The sequence below is a fragment of the Collinsella sp. HCP28S3_E9 genome, assembly GCF_052065455.1.
In the GTDB taxonomy this organism is placed as follows: domain Bacteria; phylum Actinomycetota; class Coriobacteriia; order Coriobacteriales; family Coriobacteriaceae; genus Collinsella.
Map to the genome: position 1 here is coordinate 1 of NZ_JBQHTZ010000011.1, position 19,045 is coordinate 19,045.

Sequence of the window (19,045 nt, forward strand, 5' to 3'; positions counted from 1 at the left end):
AGTTCCGTTAGCGCAGTTGGTGAAAGTACGTTAGCGGGGTCGGCGAAAGCGCGTTAGCGCATTCGGCGAGATGCGTTTGCGAAAGTGGTCAATTTTAGATTAGCGCTAACAAGTGGCGACTCCGCGCGGCTCGGAGGCATCAGCGGCGCGGGCAACGCGCTCGTGAGGAAGCTGGCCGTTGAGGGCTCATGGTGCTACGCCGCGGCACGGCACCAGCCGAAGCTCATGCCGAGGGACACGGGCGTGCCCCTCGAGATAAGGATGCACGGGGGGAAGGGGTCCGAGCGGCTCCTGCGGCGGCGCGAGGAGATGCTCGCCCGCGGCATGCCCGCGGCGAAGGCCAACGCGGCCACCGCGGCCGAGCTCGTGAGGTGGCTCTGGGCCCTCGGCATGATGTGCCGGGAGGGCGCGGAATAGACATAGCCCCCGTCCCGGCGAGCCGGGCGGCCTTCGGGGATACCCCCTATTTCGCTGTGCGCGCGGAGCCCTCCGCATGCGCCTCGACAGACTTGGGGAACCCCGCCGAAGGAATGGAGTGCGGGCCGACAGAACGGTATCCGCGGATATGAGACTGAGCCGAAGGCGTCGATGACATGCCGGGGGCGGACCGGGACGGGTTCAACGGCAGGCCCCGCCGACCGATTGCAAGCGGTCGGCGGGGCCATTGTGGCTCTTGACAGCGGATTGGGTCATATGAGCGAGCGGGCCGCATTTCCAAAGTGAGGAACGTCCCCAAGTGCCGCATCCGGAGCAAGGCAACGCCGCAGGTAGAGGATGGACAGCGAGCGACGTCCAGAGCGAACAAGTTGGCATGAAAAAGGCAAGGCATAGACCTTCTGGTCATGCCTTGCCTTTTGAATGACAAATTGTCGCTCTGGGCGGCGCGCAGCGTCGACCGGTCCGCCGTTCGTTAGAACGGCGGAACCTAGAGATCCCCGCCGGCACCCAGTAGCTTGCGCATGACCTGTTCGGGATTAACCGAGCCATCGCGCGGGGCCAGGGAGGTGATCTTCTTCTGCATCTTGTACTCGTGCAGCTCGTCCTCGAGCTGGCGCATGCGGGCGCGGAGCTTTTCGTTCTCGCGCTCGCGCTCCTCGGCACGCTCCTTCATATCGAGGATGCGCACCACGCCGGCAAGGTTGATGCCCTCGTCGGTCAGCTGGTTGATGAGCTCCAGGCGCTCGATATCGGCACGCGAATACAGGCGCGTGTTGCCGCCCGAGCGCTGGGGGTTCACCAGACCCTTGGACTCGTAGACGCGCAGAGTCTGCGGATGCATGCCGGTCAGCTCGGCCGCCACGCTGATCATGTACAGCGGTTTGTTCCTATTGTCCTCGGCCATGCTACCTGACCCCTTTCCGTCTCGTTATCGTCCATCATAAGCCCGCAGGCGTGGGCGTGCACCGCGACCGCCCTAGAACGTCGCCTTGTAACGGTTAACTTTCTCGCGGTAGTCGCGCGTGTCGGCCTCGCGCAGCTTGGTCATGGCATCGCGCTCGTCATCGGATAGGTTCGTGGGAACCTGTACCTTGATCTCGACGAGCAGCGCACCCGTACGGCCACGGTGCTTAACGTCGGGCGCCCCCATCTCCTTAAAGCGGAACTTCTTGCCCGTCTGAGTACCCGCAGGCACTTTCAAACGGACCGTCGCACCGCCGGGCGTGGGCACGTCCACCGTGCAGCCGAGCGCCGCCTCGTAGACCGAGACCGGTACTTCCATGGTCACGTCGGCGCCTTTGCGCTTAAACAGCGGGTGCTCCTCCACATGCGTGGTCACGACCAGGTCGCCGCGCTCGCCGCCGGCGACGCCATACTCGCCGCGACGCTTGTAGCGCAGCTTGCCGCCGTCGACCGCGCCCGCGGGCACCGAGACCGTAATGGTCTGCTGCTCGCCTGTCGAGGGAATGCGATAGGTGACCTTGTGCGTCACGCCGCGAAACGCGTCCTCGGCCGTCACATCGACGGTCAGCGACAGGTCGCCGCCCTTGCGAGCGCGGCTGCGACCCGCGCCGGCACCGGCAGCGCCCGCAGCCCCGGCAAAGCCCGAGCCCCAATCGCTGCCCCAAGCGCCGTTGCCGCTAAAGATGCTGTCGAAGATGTCGCCCCAGCCGCTGGCACCCGCGCCGGCACCGTAGCCGCCGCCATACGCGCCGCCTGCGCCCGGCATGCCGCCAAACATGAGCATCTGGTCGTACTCTTTGCGCTTCTTCTCGTCCGAAAGCGTCTCGTAGGCCTCGCTGATCTCCTTGAACTTGGCCTCGTCGCCGCCGGCGTCGGGGTGATATTTTTGCGCGAGCTTGCGAAACGCGCTCTTGATCTCTTTGTCGGAGGCGCTCTTGGATACGCCCAGGATGTCATAGAAGGTTTTGCCTGCAGCCATCGTAGCTCCTCTCCTGTTTTATCCGTCGCCCAGCGGGCGGCGGCTCATGCTTTCATATGGCACTAGGCCAGAAAGGGCCCCGGGTGTTGCCCCGGGGCCCTTCTCAATTACTCCTCGGTGCTCTCGGCCGTATCGGCCGCAGCATCCTCGGGCGCCGCTTCGGGCTCCGGTGCGGGGCGCTTTTCGCCACCGTAGGTCACCGTCACCATCGCGGAACGCAGGATGCGGTCCGCCATGCGGTAGCCCTTCTGGTACACGTCGTTGACGGTCTCGTCGTACTGCGACGAGTCCTCGACGCGACCCACAGCCTGGTGCTCGAGCGGATCGAACGCCTCGCCCTTGGGGTCGATGGGCTCAACGCCCTCGTGCGCAAACACATCGAGTAGCTTGGCATGCACCGCGTCGACGCCGTCGACGAACTGCTTAAAGTCGTCGGCAAGCTCTTGGCTGCGGGCATGGTCGATCGCACGCTCGATATCGTCGACCACCGGCAGCAGCGCAGTGACGAGCTTCTCGGTCGCGCGCTCACGCTCGGCGATACGCTCGCTGGCGGTGCGGCGACGGAAGTTCTCCCAGTCGGCCTGCAGACGGGCGGTGCGCTCGGTGGCGTCCTTCGCCTTGTCCTCGGCAGCCTTCTGAGCCTCTGCCGCAGCATCGAGCTCGTTGCGCACGTCGGCAAGCTCCTTCTGGGCCTGCTCGAACTTGAGCTTAAAGTCGTTGTCGGCGGCTTCCTCACCGGCGCGGATAGCGGCTTCCACCATCTCGTCCTCGGTCATCGTCGCCTCCTTGTTGGAATCCTCTACCTGGTTCTCGACAGCCTCGGCCGCCTCGGCCTCGTTGGCCTCGGTTTCGTCGACGGCCTCTACGGGAATCTTCACGTCCTTCTCCTCAGAGTCAACGGGGGCGGCTCCAACGGCAGCCGCCTCCGTGCGAGCTTTACGGGCGGACATGATTACTTGTCCTCGTCGTCCACAACCTCGTAGTCGGCGTCGACGACGTCATCGTCGGCAGGCTGGGCGCCGGCGGCACCGTCGGTCTGCTGCTGAGCGTCGGCGTAGACAACCTGAGCCAGCTCGTAGGCCACGGACTGCAGGGACTCGCCAGCGGCCTTGATGGCCTCGACGTCAGAGCCCTCGAGCGCCTTCTTGGCATCGGCGATAGCGGCCTCGGCCTTGGACTTCACGTCGGCGGAAACCTTGTCGCCCAGCTCGTTGAGGGTCTGCTCGGTGGAGTAGCACAGGCTGTCGGTCTGGTTGCGGACCTCGACCTCTTCCTTCTGCTTCTTGTCCTCCTCGGCATGAGCCTCGGCGTCCTTGACCATACGATCGACTTCTTCGTCGGACAGAGCGGTGGAGCCGGAGATGGTGATCTGCTGCTCCTTGCCGGTGCCCTTGTCCTTAGCGGAGACCTTGACGATGCCGTTGGCGTCGATGTCGAAGGTGACCTCGATCTGCGGCACGCCGCGGCGGGCAGCCGGGATACCGGTCAGCTGGAACTTACCGAGCGACTTGTTGTCGCGGGCAAGTTCGCGCTCGCCCTGGAGCACGTTGATCTCGACGCTGGTCTGGTTGTCGGCAGCGGTGGAGTAGACCTCGGTCTTGGAGGTCGGAATCGTGGTGTTGCGGTCGATCATCTTGGTCATGATGCCGCCCATGGTCTCGACGCCCAGCGACAGCGGGGTAACGTCGAGCAGCAGGATGCCCTCGACGTCGCCGGTGAGCACGCCGCCCTGGACGGCAGCGCCGTCGGCAACGACCTCGTCGGGGTTCACGGACATATTGGGCTGCTTGCCGGTCATGGTCTTGACGAGCTCCTGGACGGCGGGCATACGGGTGGAGCCGCCGACGAGGATGACCTCGGTCAGATCGGAGAGCTTAAGGTTAGCGTCGCGCAGGGCGTTGGTGACAGGCTGCTTGCAGCGCTCGAGCAGGTCGCGGGTGATCTTCTCGAACTCGGCGCGGGTCAGCGTGTAGTTGAGGTGCAGCGGGCCGGACTGGTTCATGGTGATGAACGGCAGGTTGATAGTGGACTGCTGGGCGGCGGAGAGCTCCTTCTTGGCGTTCTCGGCGGCCTCCTTCAGACGCTGCAGGGCCATGGGGTCCTGACGCAAGTCGACACCGTTCTCCTGCTGGAACTTATCGGCCATCCAGTCGATGACGCGCTGATCCCAGTCGTCGCCGCCCAGGTGGTTGTCGCCCGAGGTGGACAGAACCTCAAACACGCCGTCGGCGAGGTCGAGGATGGAGACGTCGAAGGTACCGCCGCCCAGGTCGAAGACCAGGATGCGCTGGTCGGAGCCCTGCTTGTCCAGGCCATAGGCCAAAGCGGCAGCGGTCGGCTCGTTGACGATACGCTTAACGTTGAGGCCGGCGATCTTACCGGCGTCCTTGGTGGCCTGGCGCTGGGCGTCGTTGAAGTAGGCCGGGACGGTGATGACGGCGTCGGTGACGGTCTCGCCCAGATACTTCTCGGCGTCGGCCTTCATCTTTGCGAGCGTCATGGCGCTCACCTGCTCGGCGGTGTATTCCTTGCCCTCGATGTCGACGACGGCACGGCCACCCTGGCCCTCCTTGACCTCATACGGCACGGTCTTGAGCTCGGAGGTGCACTCGGAGTACTTGCGGCCCATGAAGCGCTTGATGGAGAACACGGTGTTCTTGGGGTTGGTGACCGCCTGGTTCTTAGCGGCCTTGCCCACGACGCGGTCGCCGTCGGCACGGAAGCCCACGACAGACGGGGTGGTGCGGTCGCCCTCGGCGTTCACGATGATGGTCGGAGAACCGCCCTCGAGAACGGCCATTGCGGAGTTAGTAGTACCAAGGTCGATACCAAGAATCTTGCCCATTAGAAATTCCCTCTCTCTTGTGCGTTTGCACCGACTCGGCGGTCTGCCAAGCGGTCTTTCGGTTTGTCTTTCAGGATGTAGTGTATCCCCTTATGGACCGGAATATACAAAATCTAAGTCAATTCATATAAGATTTCTTATCACTTAGAGTTTAGGTTCTCGAATACGCAGGTAGATGCGCTGATTGAGTTCTCGGCAAATCTATCGAGATCTATGTAGAGATGGCTGAGGTTTGGGCCGGGGGTGCCTGGGGCTGCTTTACGGAAAGCTCGTCCCGGTTTGAGTGTGGATTCCGGGTCGTAGTTTCCGTCTGAAGGCTCAACCGGAAACCGTATCCCGTTTTGAGAGCTGATACCGGGTCGCAGTTTCCGCTAGCGGGCCCAACCGGAAACTGCGACCCGTTTTTCGACCAGATAACGGGATGCGCTTTCCGAAAGCCCACTCAATTGCTCAATAATTCGAGTCACCTTTAGCTAACATTTGCACAGCTCACCAGCCTCACCTGTGCGTTTCTTAGTAAGCCGTGGCATACTCGGCGAATGGTATGAAGATGCCGGCCAGAGGGTATTGCAAACGGTCGCTCACGTGGTATGTTTTTGCCCGAATCAAACCGGCGCGCATCGCCTGTAGCGTCGGTCAACAGAGAGGAAACTACCATGGCTCATCCCGTAATTGATGCCGACGAGTGCATCGCTTGTGGCGTTTGCGTCGACTCCTGCCCCGCTGGCGTTCTGGAGCTCCAGGACGTCGCTACCGTTGCTGACGAGGACTCCTGCGTCGCCTGTGGCGCTTGCCAGGACGCTTGCCCCGCCGGCGCGATCACCGAGATCGTCGAGGAGTAACAACTCCCCCACTTGCACACTCACAAGTACACCGTGCACAAAAAAGGAGGCCTCCGCATCGCCGCAGAGGCCTCTTTTTGTGCGGATAGCTAATTTGGCACCGTCGCAGGTTGAGCATAAGTCAGCGAAAACGCCCCTGAGCGAGCAAGGTGACGTGAAAGAGGAGGGAAGCGTACTTTTGTACGCGACCGACGATTGAACGTCAGATTGCCGCTTAGGGGCGTTTGCAGCATCGGCTACGATAGATCGTCTTCGTAGGGCATCAGGTCTGCCAGATAGCCCTTCTCCTTGAGCATAGCCTCGATCTCGTCGAGGGTTTGCTCATCCTCTGCCGCGATGCGATGGAAGTGATAGCCGCTCGTCACCGTTAGTAGTGGAAAGCTTTTGCCGCTCTCGATATCGTGCAGGTAGCGCTCAACATCGCGACGATTGCGGATGTCCAGGTCGGCCGTGATCTTACCGTACACGCGGTGATTGACGATCACGTTGAGCACGGCGCCTCCGGCGTCGACGATACTCGTGAGCTCATCGCCTGTCTGCTCCACGCTATGGCGAACCTTGACCAGGCGCGTGGGCACGGCGGGGCTGCTGGGGGCCTCCTGCAGCACGTAGCCGCGATTGGTCGCCACGATATCGTGCCCATCGGCGCGCAGCAGGGCGATGTCTTGCACGACAACCTGGCGGCTCACACCCACCTCGCGAGCAAGCGTACTGCCGGAGACGGGGTCTTTGGCTCGCTCGAGCACGCCCATGATGGAACGGCGACGCTCGCGGGCGTCCATTATTTACCGTCCAGCAGACGCAGGTGCTTAAGCGAGAGGTCGAGAATCGGCACAGAGTGCGTCAACGCTCCCGAGCTAATAAAGTCAACGCCCAGGTCGGCAAGCGCACGGATATTGCTGGCATCCACGTTGCCCGAACACTCGGTCTTGGCGCGACCGGCAATAAACTCAATCGCGGCAGCCATGTCATCGTGGGTCATGTTGTCGAGCATGATGATGTCGGCGCCGGCCTCCACGGCCTCGCGCACCATGTCCAGGTTCTCGCACTCGATCTCGACCGTCGCGGTAAACGATGCATGGGCGCGCGCCATCTCGATCGCACGCGTCACGCCGCCGGCGGCGTCGATGTGGTTGTCCTTGAGCATGACGGCCGTCGACAGATTGTAGCGGTGGTTGCTGCCGCCGCCGATCTCGACCGCGGCCTTCTCGAAGACGCGCATACCCGGCGTGGTCTTGCGCGTGTCGACGAGCACGGTCTTGGTGCCCTCGAGCGCCGCAGCCATCTGGTGCGTATAGGTAGCGATACCGCTCATGCGCTGCAGGTAGTTGAGCGCCACGCGCTCGCCCGAAAGCAGCACGCGCGCATCGCCGCGTACCTGGCCCACATGGTCGCCGGCGTGCACCTCGTCGCCATCGGCAACGTCAAACAGCACCGAGCTCTGCGGATCCAGCAGCTCAAAGGTACGAGCGAACACATCCAGGCCCGCGATGATGCCATCGGCCTTGGCGATGAGCTCCACCGTGGCGGGACGCGCCGTGGGGCACACGCTCGCCGTGCTCACGTCCTCAAACGTAATGTCCTCGCGCAGAGCCTGCAGAATCAGATCATCGACGACGAGCTTCATGGTAATGGGGTTCATGGTCTACTCCTCCACGGCCTGCGTGCCGGCGGCACGGGCCAAATCATCGATTGCCAGGGTGTCGGCGCTCAGGGCGCGATGACGGCCATCGAGCGCGGGCTCGCCCGCCTGCTCCACGGCGAGCGACTGGCCGGTACGCATGTGCCACGCGGCGCGACGACCCCAGACCAGCGCCTCGAGCAGGCTGTTTGATGCAAGGCGGTTCTTGCCGTGAACGCCGTTGCAGGCCGTCTCGCCGGCGGCGTAGAGCTCGGGCATCGAGGTCTGACCGTCCTTGTCGACCCACACGCCGCCCATAAAGTAGTGCTGCGTGGGTGTGACGGGAATGGGCTCGTCCAAGATGTCGCGGCCGTCCTCCAGGCAGCGTGCGCGAATGTTGGCAAAGTGTCCGGTTACCACGTCGCGCTCAACGGGGGCAAAGCTCAGCCACTCGTGCTCGGTACCATCCTGCTTCATCTGCTCGCGGATGGCGGCAGCGACCACATCGCGCGGCTGAAGCTCATCGGTAAAGCGCTCGCCGGCGGCGTTGAGCAAAATCGCGCCCTCGCCGCGGCAGCTCTCGCTGATCAGGAAGGTGCGGCCCGGCTGCGGCGAGAACAGTCCCGTGGGGTGAATCTGCACGTAGTCCAGGTGCTCCATCTTAATGCCATGCTCCTGGGCGATGTAGCAGGCATCGCCCGTGAGCTGCGGGTAGTTGGTCGAGTGGTCGTATACACCGCCGATGCCGCCTGTCGCCCACAGCGTGTGGCGGGCATGGATCTTAAACGGCTCGCCGGCATGCACGCCCTCGGCGGCATTTGCCAGCTCGTCGGCGGGGCGAACCGAGTTGTCCTCGTCCACGGGAACGGCGACGACGCCGAGGCACGCCGTGGCGCCATCACGCTCGCCCGTCAGAATGTCGGTCATGGCCACGTGCTCCAAAATCTGCACGTTATCCAGCTTGCGAACGGCCTGGAGGAGCTTGGTCGTGATTTCCTTGCCCGTAATGTCGGCATGGAAGGCGATGCGCGGGCGGCTGTGCGCACCCTCGCGGGTAAAGTCGAGGCTGCCGTCGGCCTTGCGCTCAAAGTCCACGCCCATGGCCAGCAGGTCGTTGATGACCGAACGGCTCGAGCGGATCATGATGTCGACGCTCTCGCGGCGGTTATCGTAGTGGCCGGCGTGCATAGTGTCCTCAAAGAAGGCGTCGTAGTCAGAGCCTTCGGGAAGCACGCAGATACCGCCCTGCGCGAGCATCGAATCGCACTCGTCGACAGCGCCCTTGGAGAGCATGATCACGCGCGTGCTCGTCGGCAGATTGAGGGCCGCGTATAGGCCCGCCACGCCGCAACCGGCAATGACGACGTCGCACTCCATGTCGGGGCATTGTTTGGTTTCCACAGGAATCCTCTCCCTTGTAATGTGGCATAAGGGATGGTCCCTCATGTCACATCGTTCTAGCGAGCCGCGTATTCGAGCATGCGGTCGAGCGTGAGCTTGGCCTGGTCGGCGGCCTCATCCGACACGCCAATCTGCACCTCGCCCTCGCCCGTCTCCAGGCAGCGCACGAGCTTTTCGAGCGTGATGAGATCCATGTTGACGCAGGTGGGCTGTACCGCGGGGAAGTAGAACTTTTTGCCGGTGCCCTGGCAGCGCCGCTCGAGCTCGTAGAGCACGCCGCGGACCGTCACGATGATAAACTCGCTCGCGTCCGACTCCTCGGCATACTTGATGATGCCGGCAGTGGAGCCGATGTAGTCGGCCTCGGCCAGGACGTCGGCCTTGCACTCGGGGTGCGCCAGCACGAGCGCGTCGGGGTGCGCCTCCTGCGCGTCGACGATCTGCTCGACGGTGATGATGTGATGGCGCGGGCAGTAGCCGTTGTTGAGGATGACGTGCTTTTGGGGCACCTGCTCGGCCACAAAGCGGCCCAGGTTCTGGTCGGGAATGAACAAGATGTGCTGCTGCGGCAGCTCGGAGACGATCTTGACGGCGTTAGAGCTGGTAACGCACACGTCACTCCAGCTCTTGATCTCGACCGTCGAGTTGACGTAACACACCACGGCCAGGTCGTCGCCATATTCGGCGCGCGCCGCGTCGACCGTCTCGTGCTTGACCATGTGCGCCATGGGACAGTCCGCGCCCGGCTCGGGCAGCAGCACGGTCTTGGTGGGGTTGAGCAGCTTGGCGCTCTCGCCCATAAACTCCACGCCGCACAGCACGATAGTCTGCTGCGGCAGGCTCTTGGCAAGCTTTGCCAGGTAGAAGCTGTCGCCGACGAAATCGGCCACAGCCTGAACCTCGGGCGCCACATAATAGTGCGCCAGGATCACTGCGTCACGTTGGGTTTTTAGCTGATGAATGGCCTCGACGAGCTCTGCGGGCACCAGTGCCGCGCGCTCCGTTGCCGTCGTTGCCGATGCCAGGCCGGCCGCGATATCGCGTGCAAGCTCCGATGCATCCATGTTCGCGCTCTGTGCCATCAAGGCCCCTCTCTTTTGGCGAATCTTGGGGCTTTAGTATGACACCTGGCTTTACAGCTGACAAGACAGCTGTAAAGCCAGGTGTAAAGTTGGAATAAGGATTCAATTTTGGGGCGGGTCCATTTTCGAACTGGCAAGCTGAGGACAGTCGAAAATGGATCTGCCACACGGTTCGAGCGGCCCGTTTTATCTTGGTCCGAGAGGCGGTGGGCATAAAAGCGGGTCCGGATCGCTCGATCCCGACCCGCTGGGAGCTGGTGCGCGGTTAAGCGCGGCGCTTCATGATGGCCCACGCCAGCAGCAGGACTGCCACACCGGCAGCGAGTACGGCACCCGCAATGACATAAGTGCTGTCGCCGGACTCAGGCAACGCCTCCTTGCTAGCCCTCTTCTTAGGCTTGGAAGTCGTAGTCGTGGTCGTAGTAGTCGTAGTGGTCTGGCCAGGAGCGGGCTTGGCAGTCTCGGCAACGGTAAAGGTCGTCTCGGCCGTGCCCGTGGTCGAAACCACGCTCAGCCTGTGTTCGCCCACGCCGAGCGTATTCAGGAAGCTCGCCTTGAGCGTCACGATCGTAGAGCCCTCGGTGAGCACGTAGTTCTCGGGGGCGACCTCCTTATCGTCGACCAGTACCTTCTGGAAGAACGCGAGCGGTGCGCTCGAACGGAAGCTCAGGTCCTTGGCGGCGTCAACCACCATCGTCTGACCCTTACCGTCGATGATCTCGGGTACCAGAATCGCAATTTCCTCGGTTGCGCCCTTCTCGCCGCAGACGGTGCACTCCTGGTGTTTCTTGCCCTTGGCCTCGGTAGTCGCCGGTTTGTCGACGACCCACTTAAAGGTATGCCCGGCCTTGTCGATGATGTCGTCGCAGCGGCAGTTATGCCAGTGGTTCTTGGCATCGCGTGCCCAGCCGGAGCCGTCGGGCTCGTGCTTAAGCACGCCCTCGACCGTCACGTTCACGTCGCCCTCGACATCCTTGAGCTCATAGGTGCCCTTGGCGGAAAGCTTAACGGCCTTGCCGTTGACCTTGACGGTGTAGTCCTTGCCCGCAAAGTACGCGCTGTCGATGCCCATGGTGAGTGTTGCAGTCCCGTGCCAATCGAGCTCGGTTGCCGTCGAGGTGAGCGCGTAGCCCACCTGATTGCTCGGCAGCGTCACGACCAGCTTGGGACCGGCCGCCACGGTAACCTCGGTGGCGGAAGAAGCGTCGTAGTTGGCCTTGGCCTGGTAGCGCACCTCATACGTGCCGGCGGCAAGACCCGTAAGCTCGGCCGTGCCCTCGTCCACCGCCTGATACTCGTCAGCACCCTTGGCACGCCACTCCATCGTCGCGTCGACGCCCGTGATCTTGCCGTCACGCTTGCCGCTCACGGTCTCGGCCGCAACCTGGACCACCGGCGCGCCCTGCGCGGCGCTCTTGATGGAGAAGTCGCACGTCAGGCCCTCAGTCGGAAGCGCGTAGTTGCCCGCGGCCTTGCCCGTCAGTGCACTGAGGGTCGCCGTGTAAGAAGCGCCGGCCTCGGTCTGGGAGCCTTCGACGGTCGCGCCAAGGTCATCCTTGCCGATGACGTTGCCGAGCGTGGCCACAGGGCAGTGCTCCTTGCCATCGTAAACAAACTCGCTGGTACCCCATGTCACGGTAAGCAGGCGCTGGTTGATGGTGAACACGCCGTCGACAAACGTGATGTTGTAGTTGGGGTTGGCGTCCTTGGCCTGCGTCAGCTGCAGAGCATAGCCGCCGTCGCGCACGTTGTCGTCATCTTCGCGCTTAATCTCAATGCCCTGAAGGCTCTCGCCCTCGACAAGCTCGCCGGATGTGATCGCCCACGTAAACACGGGATCGGCCTCGCCGTAGGTTTTGGAGGCGTCCTGGGCGGTGACCGTAATCGCGCGCGGTTTGACCTCGAGCGTGACCTCACCCTCGGCGGTCGCACCGTCAATCGTCACCTGGTAAGCAACGGTCAGCGTGCCGACGTCCTTAATCTTGGGGGCCTCGGGGGACCAGTTCTCACCGTCGGTGCTGTACTGGGCCGTCGCGCCCTCGGGCAGGCTCGTCGCATCAACCGTGTGATAGTCGCCGTCGTACTTGTCGGAGTAGCCAACGATGGCGGCAGCCGGAATCTCGACCTCGGCCAGCTTGTGACCGCAGACCTTGCACTTCTGTTGCTTGGAGCCCTTCTCGGTTGCCGTGGGGGCCTTGACGACGACCCACTCAAAGTCATGCTTTGCGCGGTCAACGTCCTCCTTGCCACAGGTGCAGGTGTTCCAGTGTTCGGCGTCGTCGTGCTTCCAACCGTTACCGTCGGCCTTCTTAGGGCCGTCCTTGACCTCAACCGTCAGGGCCTTGGAGGCGTTATGGTTACGGTCGGCCTTAAGGCGAACGCTGTATTTGCCGGCGGCGAGGCCCTTAACCGACGTCTCGCCTTCGGCAATCCACTGATAGTCGCTGGCGGCCTCGGCTTTCCACTCGTAGGTGTTATCAACCCCGTCGATGCTGCCATCCGCCAAAGCATGCCCGGTCGCGGCCGTCGTCTTGACGTCCTTGGGAGCGGCCTGATCGACGGGGCGGATCATAATCTGGAGCTCACCCTTCACCGGCACGTAGTCGGGTGCGGTAATACGGTACTTAATTGTCTCAGCACACACGTTGTCATAGATATCGCGCGTGACATTGGTATAGGAGGGGATTCGGTCTTCGTACAGTAAACCGTCATCGACGCTATATTTGATCTGCATGCCCTCGGGGGCATTGTCGACCGTCACCGACGGCGAGTGAGCCATGCCATCGTAGGTGCCGTCAAAGCCCTTGGCCTGAACATTCTCGAACTGCGTGCCGTAGATGCTCCAGTAGAAAAACTTGCAGGAGAAAATTGACTCGTAGGATGCGAAGTTTCCCAGGCCCCAGAGCTGGCTCCGGTACGCACCTGGATCTTTCTCCGAAATCGATTCGCCCCAAGCGAGGCGTTCGAAATCGACGCCCTCTTTAAGCTCAACCCATTCGTCGCCAAGCTTATACTTCACCTTAATGCGAGGCGTTATCTCCTCACCCGTCCACTCATAAGACGGAACGTCGTTGAGCACGTCACCGTTGCTGAACCTGACGTTATCCTTCAACTTGTCGTAGCCAATGATTTCGACCTTGCAAAGATCCTTGCGGTTGGAGTCCTTCTCCGCAAGCGAGGCGGGGTTAATCTTGAACACGCGCTCGAGCGTAACATCGCTCTGCCCCTCGATGGCAACCGTCGCCACCACGCGATAGGTGCCCGCATCGCACGGCTGCGACCCTTCCATCTCGATGCCCACGGTGTCATTCTCATCCACGAAACGGTAAAAGCGTGCGCTCACAATCTTTACCTTGCCCTGGGCTACAGCGTTGTCCTTTTGAGACGGCTTGGTCGTAGCAAGCACGGCGTCGCGCTGCTTGCCGTTGTAGGTAAAGCTCAGGTCGCCGCTCTTGGACGACATCAGCGAGATCGTCTCGCCGTCCCTGGAGTAGACACAGTGCGAGGCCTCATACTGTCCGTTGCACGTAGCCGCGATGCTGTACCCATCCTTGTTGATGGAATAGGCCCACTCGTGCTCGTGCTTACGATGGATAACCTTGACCTTGCCATCGGTAACGTCGTATGCAAGGTCGGCATTAGCAAACTTGAGCCTGCTCGCAAGATCCTCCTGCGAAAGATCGCTCGTGCCAAGGTTCACATACCCATAGTAGTAATCCTGCTTATTGGACTCGGGATCGAACTTGGTATCGTCGACAGACAGGACGGCTTCGCCCGTAAAAGACTTATCGACATGAACCTTACCGTAGCTACCGACATCGGACGCATCGACACCCTTCGCCTTGGCCGTAGTGACCTTCGTGTTGCCAGCGAGCGTCACAGAACCAAGGGCGTAAACCGCGCAGCGCTTCTCGTCATGACTGATTATTTTGTGACCGTTAAAGTAATTAGAAGGGAACACGTACAAGTCGTCGATAACCGTACCGTTTATGGTGCACGACGCATCCTTTGCCACCGCAATGGCACTCGTCATGTGCATCTGATATTGAATACCCCACACATTGAACATATAAGAGCAGGGGCCATTCCATGACGTGTTATTTGTTGAACGGATACTGCAGTTATTCAGGGCAACTATGGCATTTTTGACGCCAATATTGCCCGCATGCACATGACCGCTCTCAACCTTCATCTCGTCGCATGCAATCATTCCCTGACTGTTGTTTTCGAACGTGCAACCGTTCAACGTAACTTTTGGAGTCTTCGACCGCCCGACCACGCTCAAGGCGCCGACGCAGTCATCACTATTATTCTTAAACGTGCAGTTGACAAACGTTGCATCCACCGCGACCTGGCTGCCTCTGATAGTTACAGGCGCCGGCGAGGCTTCGTAAATTTCATTACCCTGGTCAACATTGAATGCGCTGTTCTTGCAGCATTTCCAACCGCTGACACTCACGTTCGTGAAGCTGGCCGTCTCCCCCGCACCCATGGTTCCATAGAGCGTGATTGCCCGATCGGTATCTTTGTTCTCGGTCCTTGAAACAAGCTTGAGGTTTTCCACGGAAAGGTTGAGGCTCTTGCCCGTATTCGGTTTATCGACACCTCCACGCGCTTCGTAATCATTGCTATCGCTCAAAAACGTTTTTCCATCGCAGCGTACCTCGGTCGGGATACCCGAATCACCGATAAACTCGACATAACCGCCCTTGAGCACAAAGAGCGGGTGTTGCGAATATGTAAGGTCACGCTCGACGGTCAGCGGACCGCCCAGAGACGAGCTGTCAGTGAAATATAGGCGGGTCGGGTTCTCCTTGGTGCCACCCTCGACCTCATAGTGGTCGATATCAACCGTGCCGGCAAACCGATAGTCTTTGCCGCCGGAAAGTTGGATTACATCACTTTCGCCATACGAAAGCTCGCTTTTCAGGTGTTTCGGTTTGATCGCGGCGGACGGATACGCCTCGGCTACCGTAGGCGTGGCGAGCGTCGTCGCCACGCCCCCAAGCGCCAGCGCTGCAGCCAGCACGCAAGCAGCAAGTCTGCGCATCCCCATCTTCTTCTCCCTCATCACGGCTCCCCTTACCCCTATGCTTTCGCAATGTTCGCTATCGCTTGGCGCCGGCGGTCGGCCTGACTCCCCGTCCGACCGCCGGCATCGATTGACATGTGTATCCATGGAGTATTGTGCGGCCGTCAAAACTGACGCCCTGCCGCTCAGCGCGAGTTGCGCACCGTGGGGCGCAAACGGGGTGTTCCTCCGCGGGCGGCGCGCACCCAATGTGGCAAAATCGAACTACTAAGGGGGCCCGAATGCTCAAGATCATCGCCTGCGACGACGACGTCGCTTTTCTAGATAGACTGCACCGGATGATCGACCGCTGGTCGACCGAGACGGGCACGGCGGTCGACGTTGCACTCGTCACGCGCGGCGAGGACCTGCTGGCCCGCCATGCCGCATCGCGCGCCGACATCATTCTGCTCGACATGATCATGCCGCTCGTCAACGGCATGGACACCGCGCGGGAGTTGCGCCAATCCGATACAGCCGTGCGTCTGGCGTTCCTCACCTCATCGCCCGAGTTCGCGCTGGAGTCCTATGAGGTCCGCGCCTTCGACTACCTACTCAAGCCCGTAACGTACGAACGCCTGGCGCAACTGCTCGACGAGCTTTCGCGCATGCGACCTGACGCGACCGATGAGCTCGTGACCAAAACGTCCTTTGGATACCATGCCCTGCGCCTGTCCGATATCGAATACGCCGAGGCCCGCAACAAGCACGTGGTATTCCACCTGCGCGACGGGCGCGATATCGAGGCGCTCGAGCCGTTCCGCAACATCGAGGACCAGCTGGCCAAAAACGCGAACTTCTTTAAATGTCACCGTAGCTACCAGGTCAACCTGCGCAATATCGACCACTTTAACCGTACGGATATCGTCATGCGCTCGGGCGCTTGCATCCCGCTGGCGCGCAGTTGCAAGCAGGGTTTCCAGGATGCCTACTTTGCGGCACGGTTCGAGAGCGGGAGGCGCTAATGCTCCCCGCGGCCGAGATGGTACTTTGGGCAATCCACCACGCAACGACCCTGCTTTTTGGCGTTTTTGCCTCGGCGGCGCTCTGCGGTATCGAGATCAACCGGCGTCATGCGCTTGAGCTGGTGATGGTCGGCGCCGTAACCGGATGCGCATTCGGCCTCGCCAATGCCGTCGGCGGCGAGCTTTTCGCCCGTCAGGTATATCCGCTCGTCGTGCATCTGCCGCTCGTCATCTACCTGTGCGCGCGCTATCGCCTGAACCCGCTGCTCGTTATGCTGGGCGTCACCAGTGCTTATCTGAGCTGCCAGTTTAGCAACTGGATGGGCATCGCCGCGCTCGCCGCCACCGACTCGCAAATCGCGTACTACGCGGCACGCATTATCACCACGGCCGTCGTCTTTGCAATCCTGCTGCATTGGGCCAGCGACATCGGTCCGCGCCTGGCGGTTAAAACCCCCACCGAGCTCGAGATTCTGCTCATCCTGCCGCTCGTCTATTACATCTTTGACTACGCCACCAACGTCTACACCACGCTCTTCCACTCGGGCTCCGTGGTGACGGTTGAGTTTTTGGCGTTTGCGCTTTGCGCGTTCTACCTCATGTTTCTTACTGTGTATCTGCGCGAATACGAGGCAAAGGAAATCGCCGAGCGCGAGCGCTGGATGCTCGCGACCCGCGACAGCGCAGCCATCAAGGAGCTTGAGGCCTGGCGCCAATCTGGACGTGAGCTTTCGGTTCTCCGCCACGACATGCGGCACTTCCTGCGCGGCCTTGCGGCTTTGATCGAGGAGGGCCGCATCGACGAGGCGCTCGAGCGCATCGACGAGCTCTGCGAGACAAACGACCGCACCGCTGTGCGCCGCTACTGCGCCAACGACACGGTCAATATCGTGCTTTCGTCATTTAGCTCCGATATCAACCGAAACGGCATCAGCGCCGATTTGCGCGCCGCCGTGCCCGAGAGCGTCCATGTAGCCGACGTCGATCTGTTTAGCGTGCTCTCAAACGCCCTGGACAACGCCATCGTCGCCGCAAGCGCCGCTCCCCAGGGCAAGCGATTTGTCGATCTGGACCTGCGTTGCGAGGACGGACAACTGCTACTTTTGGTCTCCAACACGTTTGGGCGCCCGCCGCGCATGGTCGACGGCATGCCCGTGGCCGAGCACACCGGACACGGCTTTGGAACCAGGAGCATTAAGCTTGCCGTCGAGCGCATGAACGGCAACTGCCAGTTTCGCATTCACGGCGATCGGTTTGAGTTTCGCGCAGTGATGTAAGGGCGCGACAAGTCGGCGCCGCGCTCGACCCATCAGGACCGCCTTGCCGGCGCCAGTCCGCTACAGCGGCGCGGCGGCCGGGGTCAGCTGCTTGATGTAGGCCCACATGCGCTGCTTGGCGGCCTTGTCGGTCAGCGCGGCCTCAAAGCCGTCGAGCGCGAGTACGCGACGACCCTGCACGTGGGCGACCAAGCCGGGCTTGAGCATGGCGGTATCAAAGTCGTCGATCGCCACGAGCATGTCTGCGTAGGTCTCGCGCATGGTATCGGCCGCGCGATCGTCCAGCAGCAGGACCGCCTCGGGATCCAAAGACTCGAGCGCCTCGCGGAACAGCTCGCACGGCAGGTCCTCGCCTATCGCAACCGCCCCGTCGCCCGCGCCGGCAACACTTGCCAGCACGCAGAAATCCTCGGGCGCGTAACCGATGGCGCCGAGCGCCTTACGCAACGCGACGCCGTCTGGACCGGCAGCCAACTCGCCACCTGCGCGCTCGGCATCGTCTAAATCACCTTTTACCAGCACAATTGGCGAGCACGCGTTACCCGCGATACGCACGCCGCGGCCCGCGAGCGATGCGAGCTCCTGCTCGGTCGCCTGGGCGATGGCTTCTTTTTTCTGGCTTTGTGACGTGGGCATGCGCTCTCCAATCGTTTGCATGCCCACCATTATATAAAAGAGCCGCCCGCGAGTGGTTGCATTGCGGGCCGTTGGGTATAAGCACAGTCGTACTGAGTTTTACGCGGCAGAGCCGCGTCGCATTATGGAGGTCACCATGGCTGACATTAAGCAGATTACCCCCGAGAATTTCGATTCCGTCGTTGACGGCAGCCTTCCCGTGCTGGTTGATTTTTGGGCACCGTGGTGCGGTCCCTGCCGTTCGCTCTCGCCCATTGTTGACGAAGTGGCCGACGAGCTGGCCGGCAAGATTACCGTCGCCAAATGCAACGTCGACGACAATCAGGACCTGGCCATGAAGTTTGGCGTTATGAGCATCCCCACGCTGGTTGTCTTTAAGAACGGCGAGGAAATCGACCGCTCCGTCGGCGCGCTGCCCAAGGCCAGGCTGCAGGCGCTGCTGGAGAAGCACCTGTAATACGCCGGTCATGTGTTGCCGTCCATGAGTGGTTTTGTGCCGCTCGCCGGAGAGCCGGGTGTTGCACCCGCGACCACGGATAGTATGGTAATCACAAACAGCCCCCAGTGAACGGGTGCGGGTCAGACGGACTCGCACCCGTTTTCTTATGCGGCGATGCGTAAAGCGGGCGTAGTAGAATCTGAACCACTGATTAGACCCGTACAAAAGGAGATTCCCATGCATGACGTCGGAATGAACATGAGCCAGCTTGCCATGAGCGTCAAGCAGGTCGACGACACCATTGAGCTCGCCCACGAGTGGAGCCATCAGCTGCTGCATGCGACCGAGAACTTTGACATGGAGCGCATTGGCGCCAAGCTCGAGGCCGCCATGGCGGCGCTCCACGAGGCGCACGATGCGCTCGAGGGCTACGAGGAGGCCATCGAGGCAGATCACAACTCCGTCGGCTCCGTAAAGCTGGTGTAG

The 19,045-nt window shown here is 61.5% G+C and carries 15 protein-coding genes; 5 read left to right on the forward strand and 10 right to left on the reverse strand.

Annotated elements, in window-relative coordinates:
- Positions 1-925: 925 nt before the first annotated feature.
- The 4 genes from ACTNA2_RS06430 to dnaK form a co-directional block, all read right to left on the reverse strand.
- Positions 926-1,342, reverse strand: coding sequence for a heat shock protein transcriptional repressor HspR (locus ACTNA2_RS06430; RefSeq protein ID WP_427719306.1), 417 nt, complete (start codon positions 1,340-1,342; stop codon positions 926-928).
- Positions 1,343-1,414: 72 nt separating this feature from the next.
- The gene (locus ACTNA2_RS06435) at positions 1,415-2,380 is read right to left on the reverse strand and encodes a DnaJ C-terminal domain-containing protein (RefSeq protein ID WP_154518131.1); all 966 of its coding nucleotides are present in this window, start codon (positions 2,378-2,380) and stop codon (positions 1,415-1,417) included.
- A 107-nt stretch (positions 2,381-2,487) separates the two neighbouring features.
- Positions 2,488-3,330, reverse strand: a complete 843-nt coding sequence (locus tag ACTNA2_RS06440) for a nucleotide exchange factor GrpE (RefSeq protein WP_441048930.1) — start codon at positions 3,328-3,330, stop codon at positions 2,488-2,490.
- Positions 3,331-3,332: 2 nt separating this feature from the next.
- Positions 3,333-5,225, reverse strand: coding sequence for a molecular chaperone DnaK (gene dnaK / locus ACTNA2_RS06445; protein WP_154518137.1), 1,893 nt, complete (start codon positions 5,223-5,225; stop codon positions 3,333-3,335).
- A gap of 590 nt (positions 5,226-5,815) precedes the next feature.
- On the opposite strand from dnaK, the gene ACTNA2_RS06450 reads away from it, so the two are divergent.
- Positions 5,816-6,067, forward strand: coding sequence for an indolepyruvate ferredoxin oxidoreductase subunit alpha (locus tag ACTNA2_RS06450; protein ID WP_158564522.1), 252 nt, complete (start codon positions 5,816-5,818; stop codon positions 6,065-6,067).
- Between the two features lie 236 nt (positions 6,068-6,303).
- Here ACTNA2_RS06450 and ACTNA2_RS06455 read toward each other — a convergent pair whose 3' ends face one another.
- From ACTNA2_RS06455 to ACTNA2_RS06475, 5 genes are all read right to left on the reverse strand, one after another.
- Complete coding sequence (locus tag ACTNA2_RS06455; protein ID WP_441048931.1) at positions 6,304-6,849, reverse strand: transcription repressor NadR; 546 nt, start codon at positions 6,847-6,849, stop codon at positions 6,304-6,306.
- Positions 6,849-7,709, reverse strand: a complete 861-nt coding sequence (gene nadC, locus ACTNA2_RS06460; RefSeq protein WP_441048932.1) for a carboxylating nicotinate-nucleotide diphosphorylase — start codon at positions 7,707-7,709, stop codon at positions 6,849-6,851. The genes ACTNA2_RS06455 and nadC overlap by 1 nt, the downstream gene beginning before the upstream one ends.
- A gap of 3 nt (positions 7,710-7,712) precedes the next feature.
- Entirely contained in the window at positions 7,713-9,089 is a 1,377-nt protein-coding gene (locus ACTNA2_RS06465) for an L-aspartate oxidase (RefSeq protein WP_441048933.1), read from the reverse strand.
- A 56-nt stretch (positions 9,090-9,145) separates the two neighbouring features.
- Positions 9,146-10,171, reverse strand: a complete 1,026-nt coding sequence (gene nadA, locus ACTNA2_RS06470) for a quinolinate synthase NadA (RefSeq protein ID WP_154518146.1) — start codon at positions 10,169-10,171, stop codon at positions 9,146-9,148.
- Positions 10,172-10,436: 265 nt separating this feature from the next.
- On the reverse strand, positions 10,437-15,242 hold the full coding sequence (locus ACTNA2_RS06475; protein WP_441048934.1) for an MBG domain-containing protein: 4,806 nt from the start codon (positions 15,240-15,242) through the stop codon (positions 10,437-10,439).
- Positions 15,243-15,484: 242 nt separating this feature from the next.
- Here ACTNA2_RS06475 and ACTNA2_RS06480 point away from each other — a divergent pair, with 242 nt between their 5' ends.
- Both ACTNA2_RS06480 and ACTNA2_RS06485 read left to right on the forward strand, forming a co-directional pair.
- A complete protein-coding gene (locus ACTNA2_RS06480; protein ID WP_441048935.1) occupies positions 15,485-16,207 on the forward strand; it encodes a LytR/AlgR family response regulator transcription factor in 723 nt (240 codons plus the stop codon).
- Positions 16,207-17,484 carry a sensor histidine kinase gene (locus ACTNA2_RS06485; protein ID WP_441048936.1) on the forward strand — a complete coding sequence of 426 codons (1,278 nt, stop codon included), beginning with the start codon at positions 16,207-16,209 and terminating at the stop codon, positions 17,482-17,484. The genes ACTNA2_RS06480 and ACTNA2_RS06485 overlap by 1 nt, the downstream gene beginning before the upstream one ends.
- Positions 17,485-17,544: 60 nt before the next feature.
- On the opposite strand, the gene ACTNA2_RS06490 is transcribed toward ACTNA2_RS06485, so the two are convergent.
- The gene (locus ACTNA2_RS06490; RefSeq protein WP_441048937.1) at positions 17,545-18,120 is read right to left on the reverse strand and encodes a hypothetical protein; all 576 of its coding nucleotides are present in this window, start codon (positions 18,118-18,120) and stop codon (positions 17,545-17,547) included.
- A 136-nt stretch (positions 18,121-18,256) separates the two neighbouring features.
- Here ACTNA2_RS06490 and trxA point away from each other — a divergent pair, with 136 nt between their 5' ends.
- Both trxA and ACTNA2_RS06500 read left to right on the forward strand, forming a co-directional pair.
- A complete protein-coding gene (gene trxA / locus ACTNA2_RS06495) occupies positions 18,257-18,577 on the forward strand; it encodes a thioredoxin (RefSeq protein WP_441048938.1) in 321 nt (106 codons plus the stop codon).
- 219 nt (positions 18,578-18,796) lie between these two features.
- Positions 18,797-19,045, forward strand: coding sequence for a hypothetical protein (locus tag ACTNA2_RS06500; protein WP_006235225.1), 249 nt, complete (start codon positions 18,797-18,799; stop codon positions 19,043-19,045).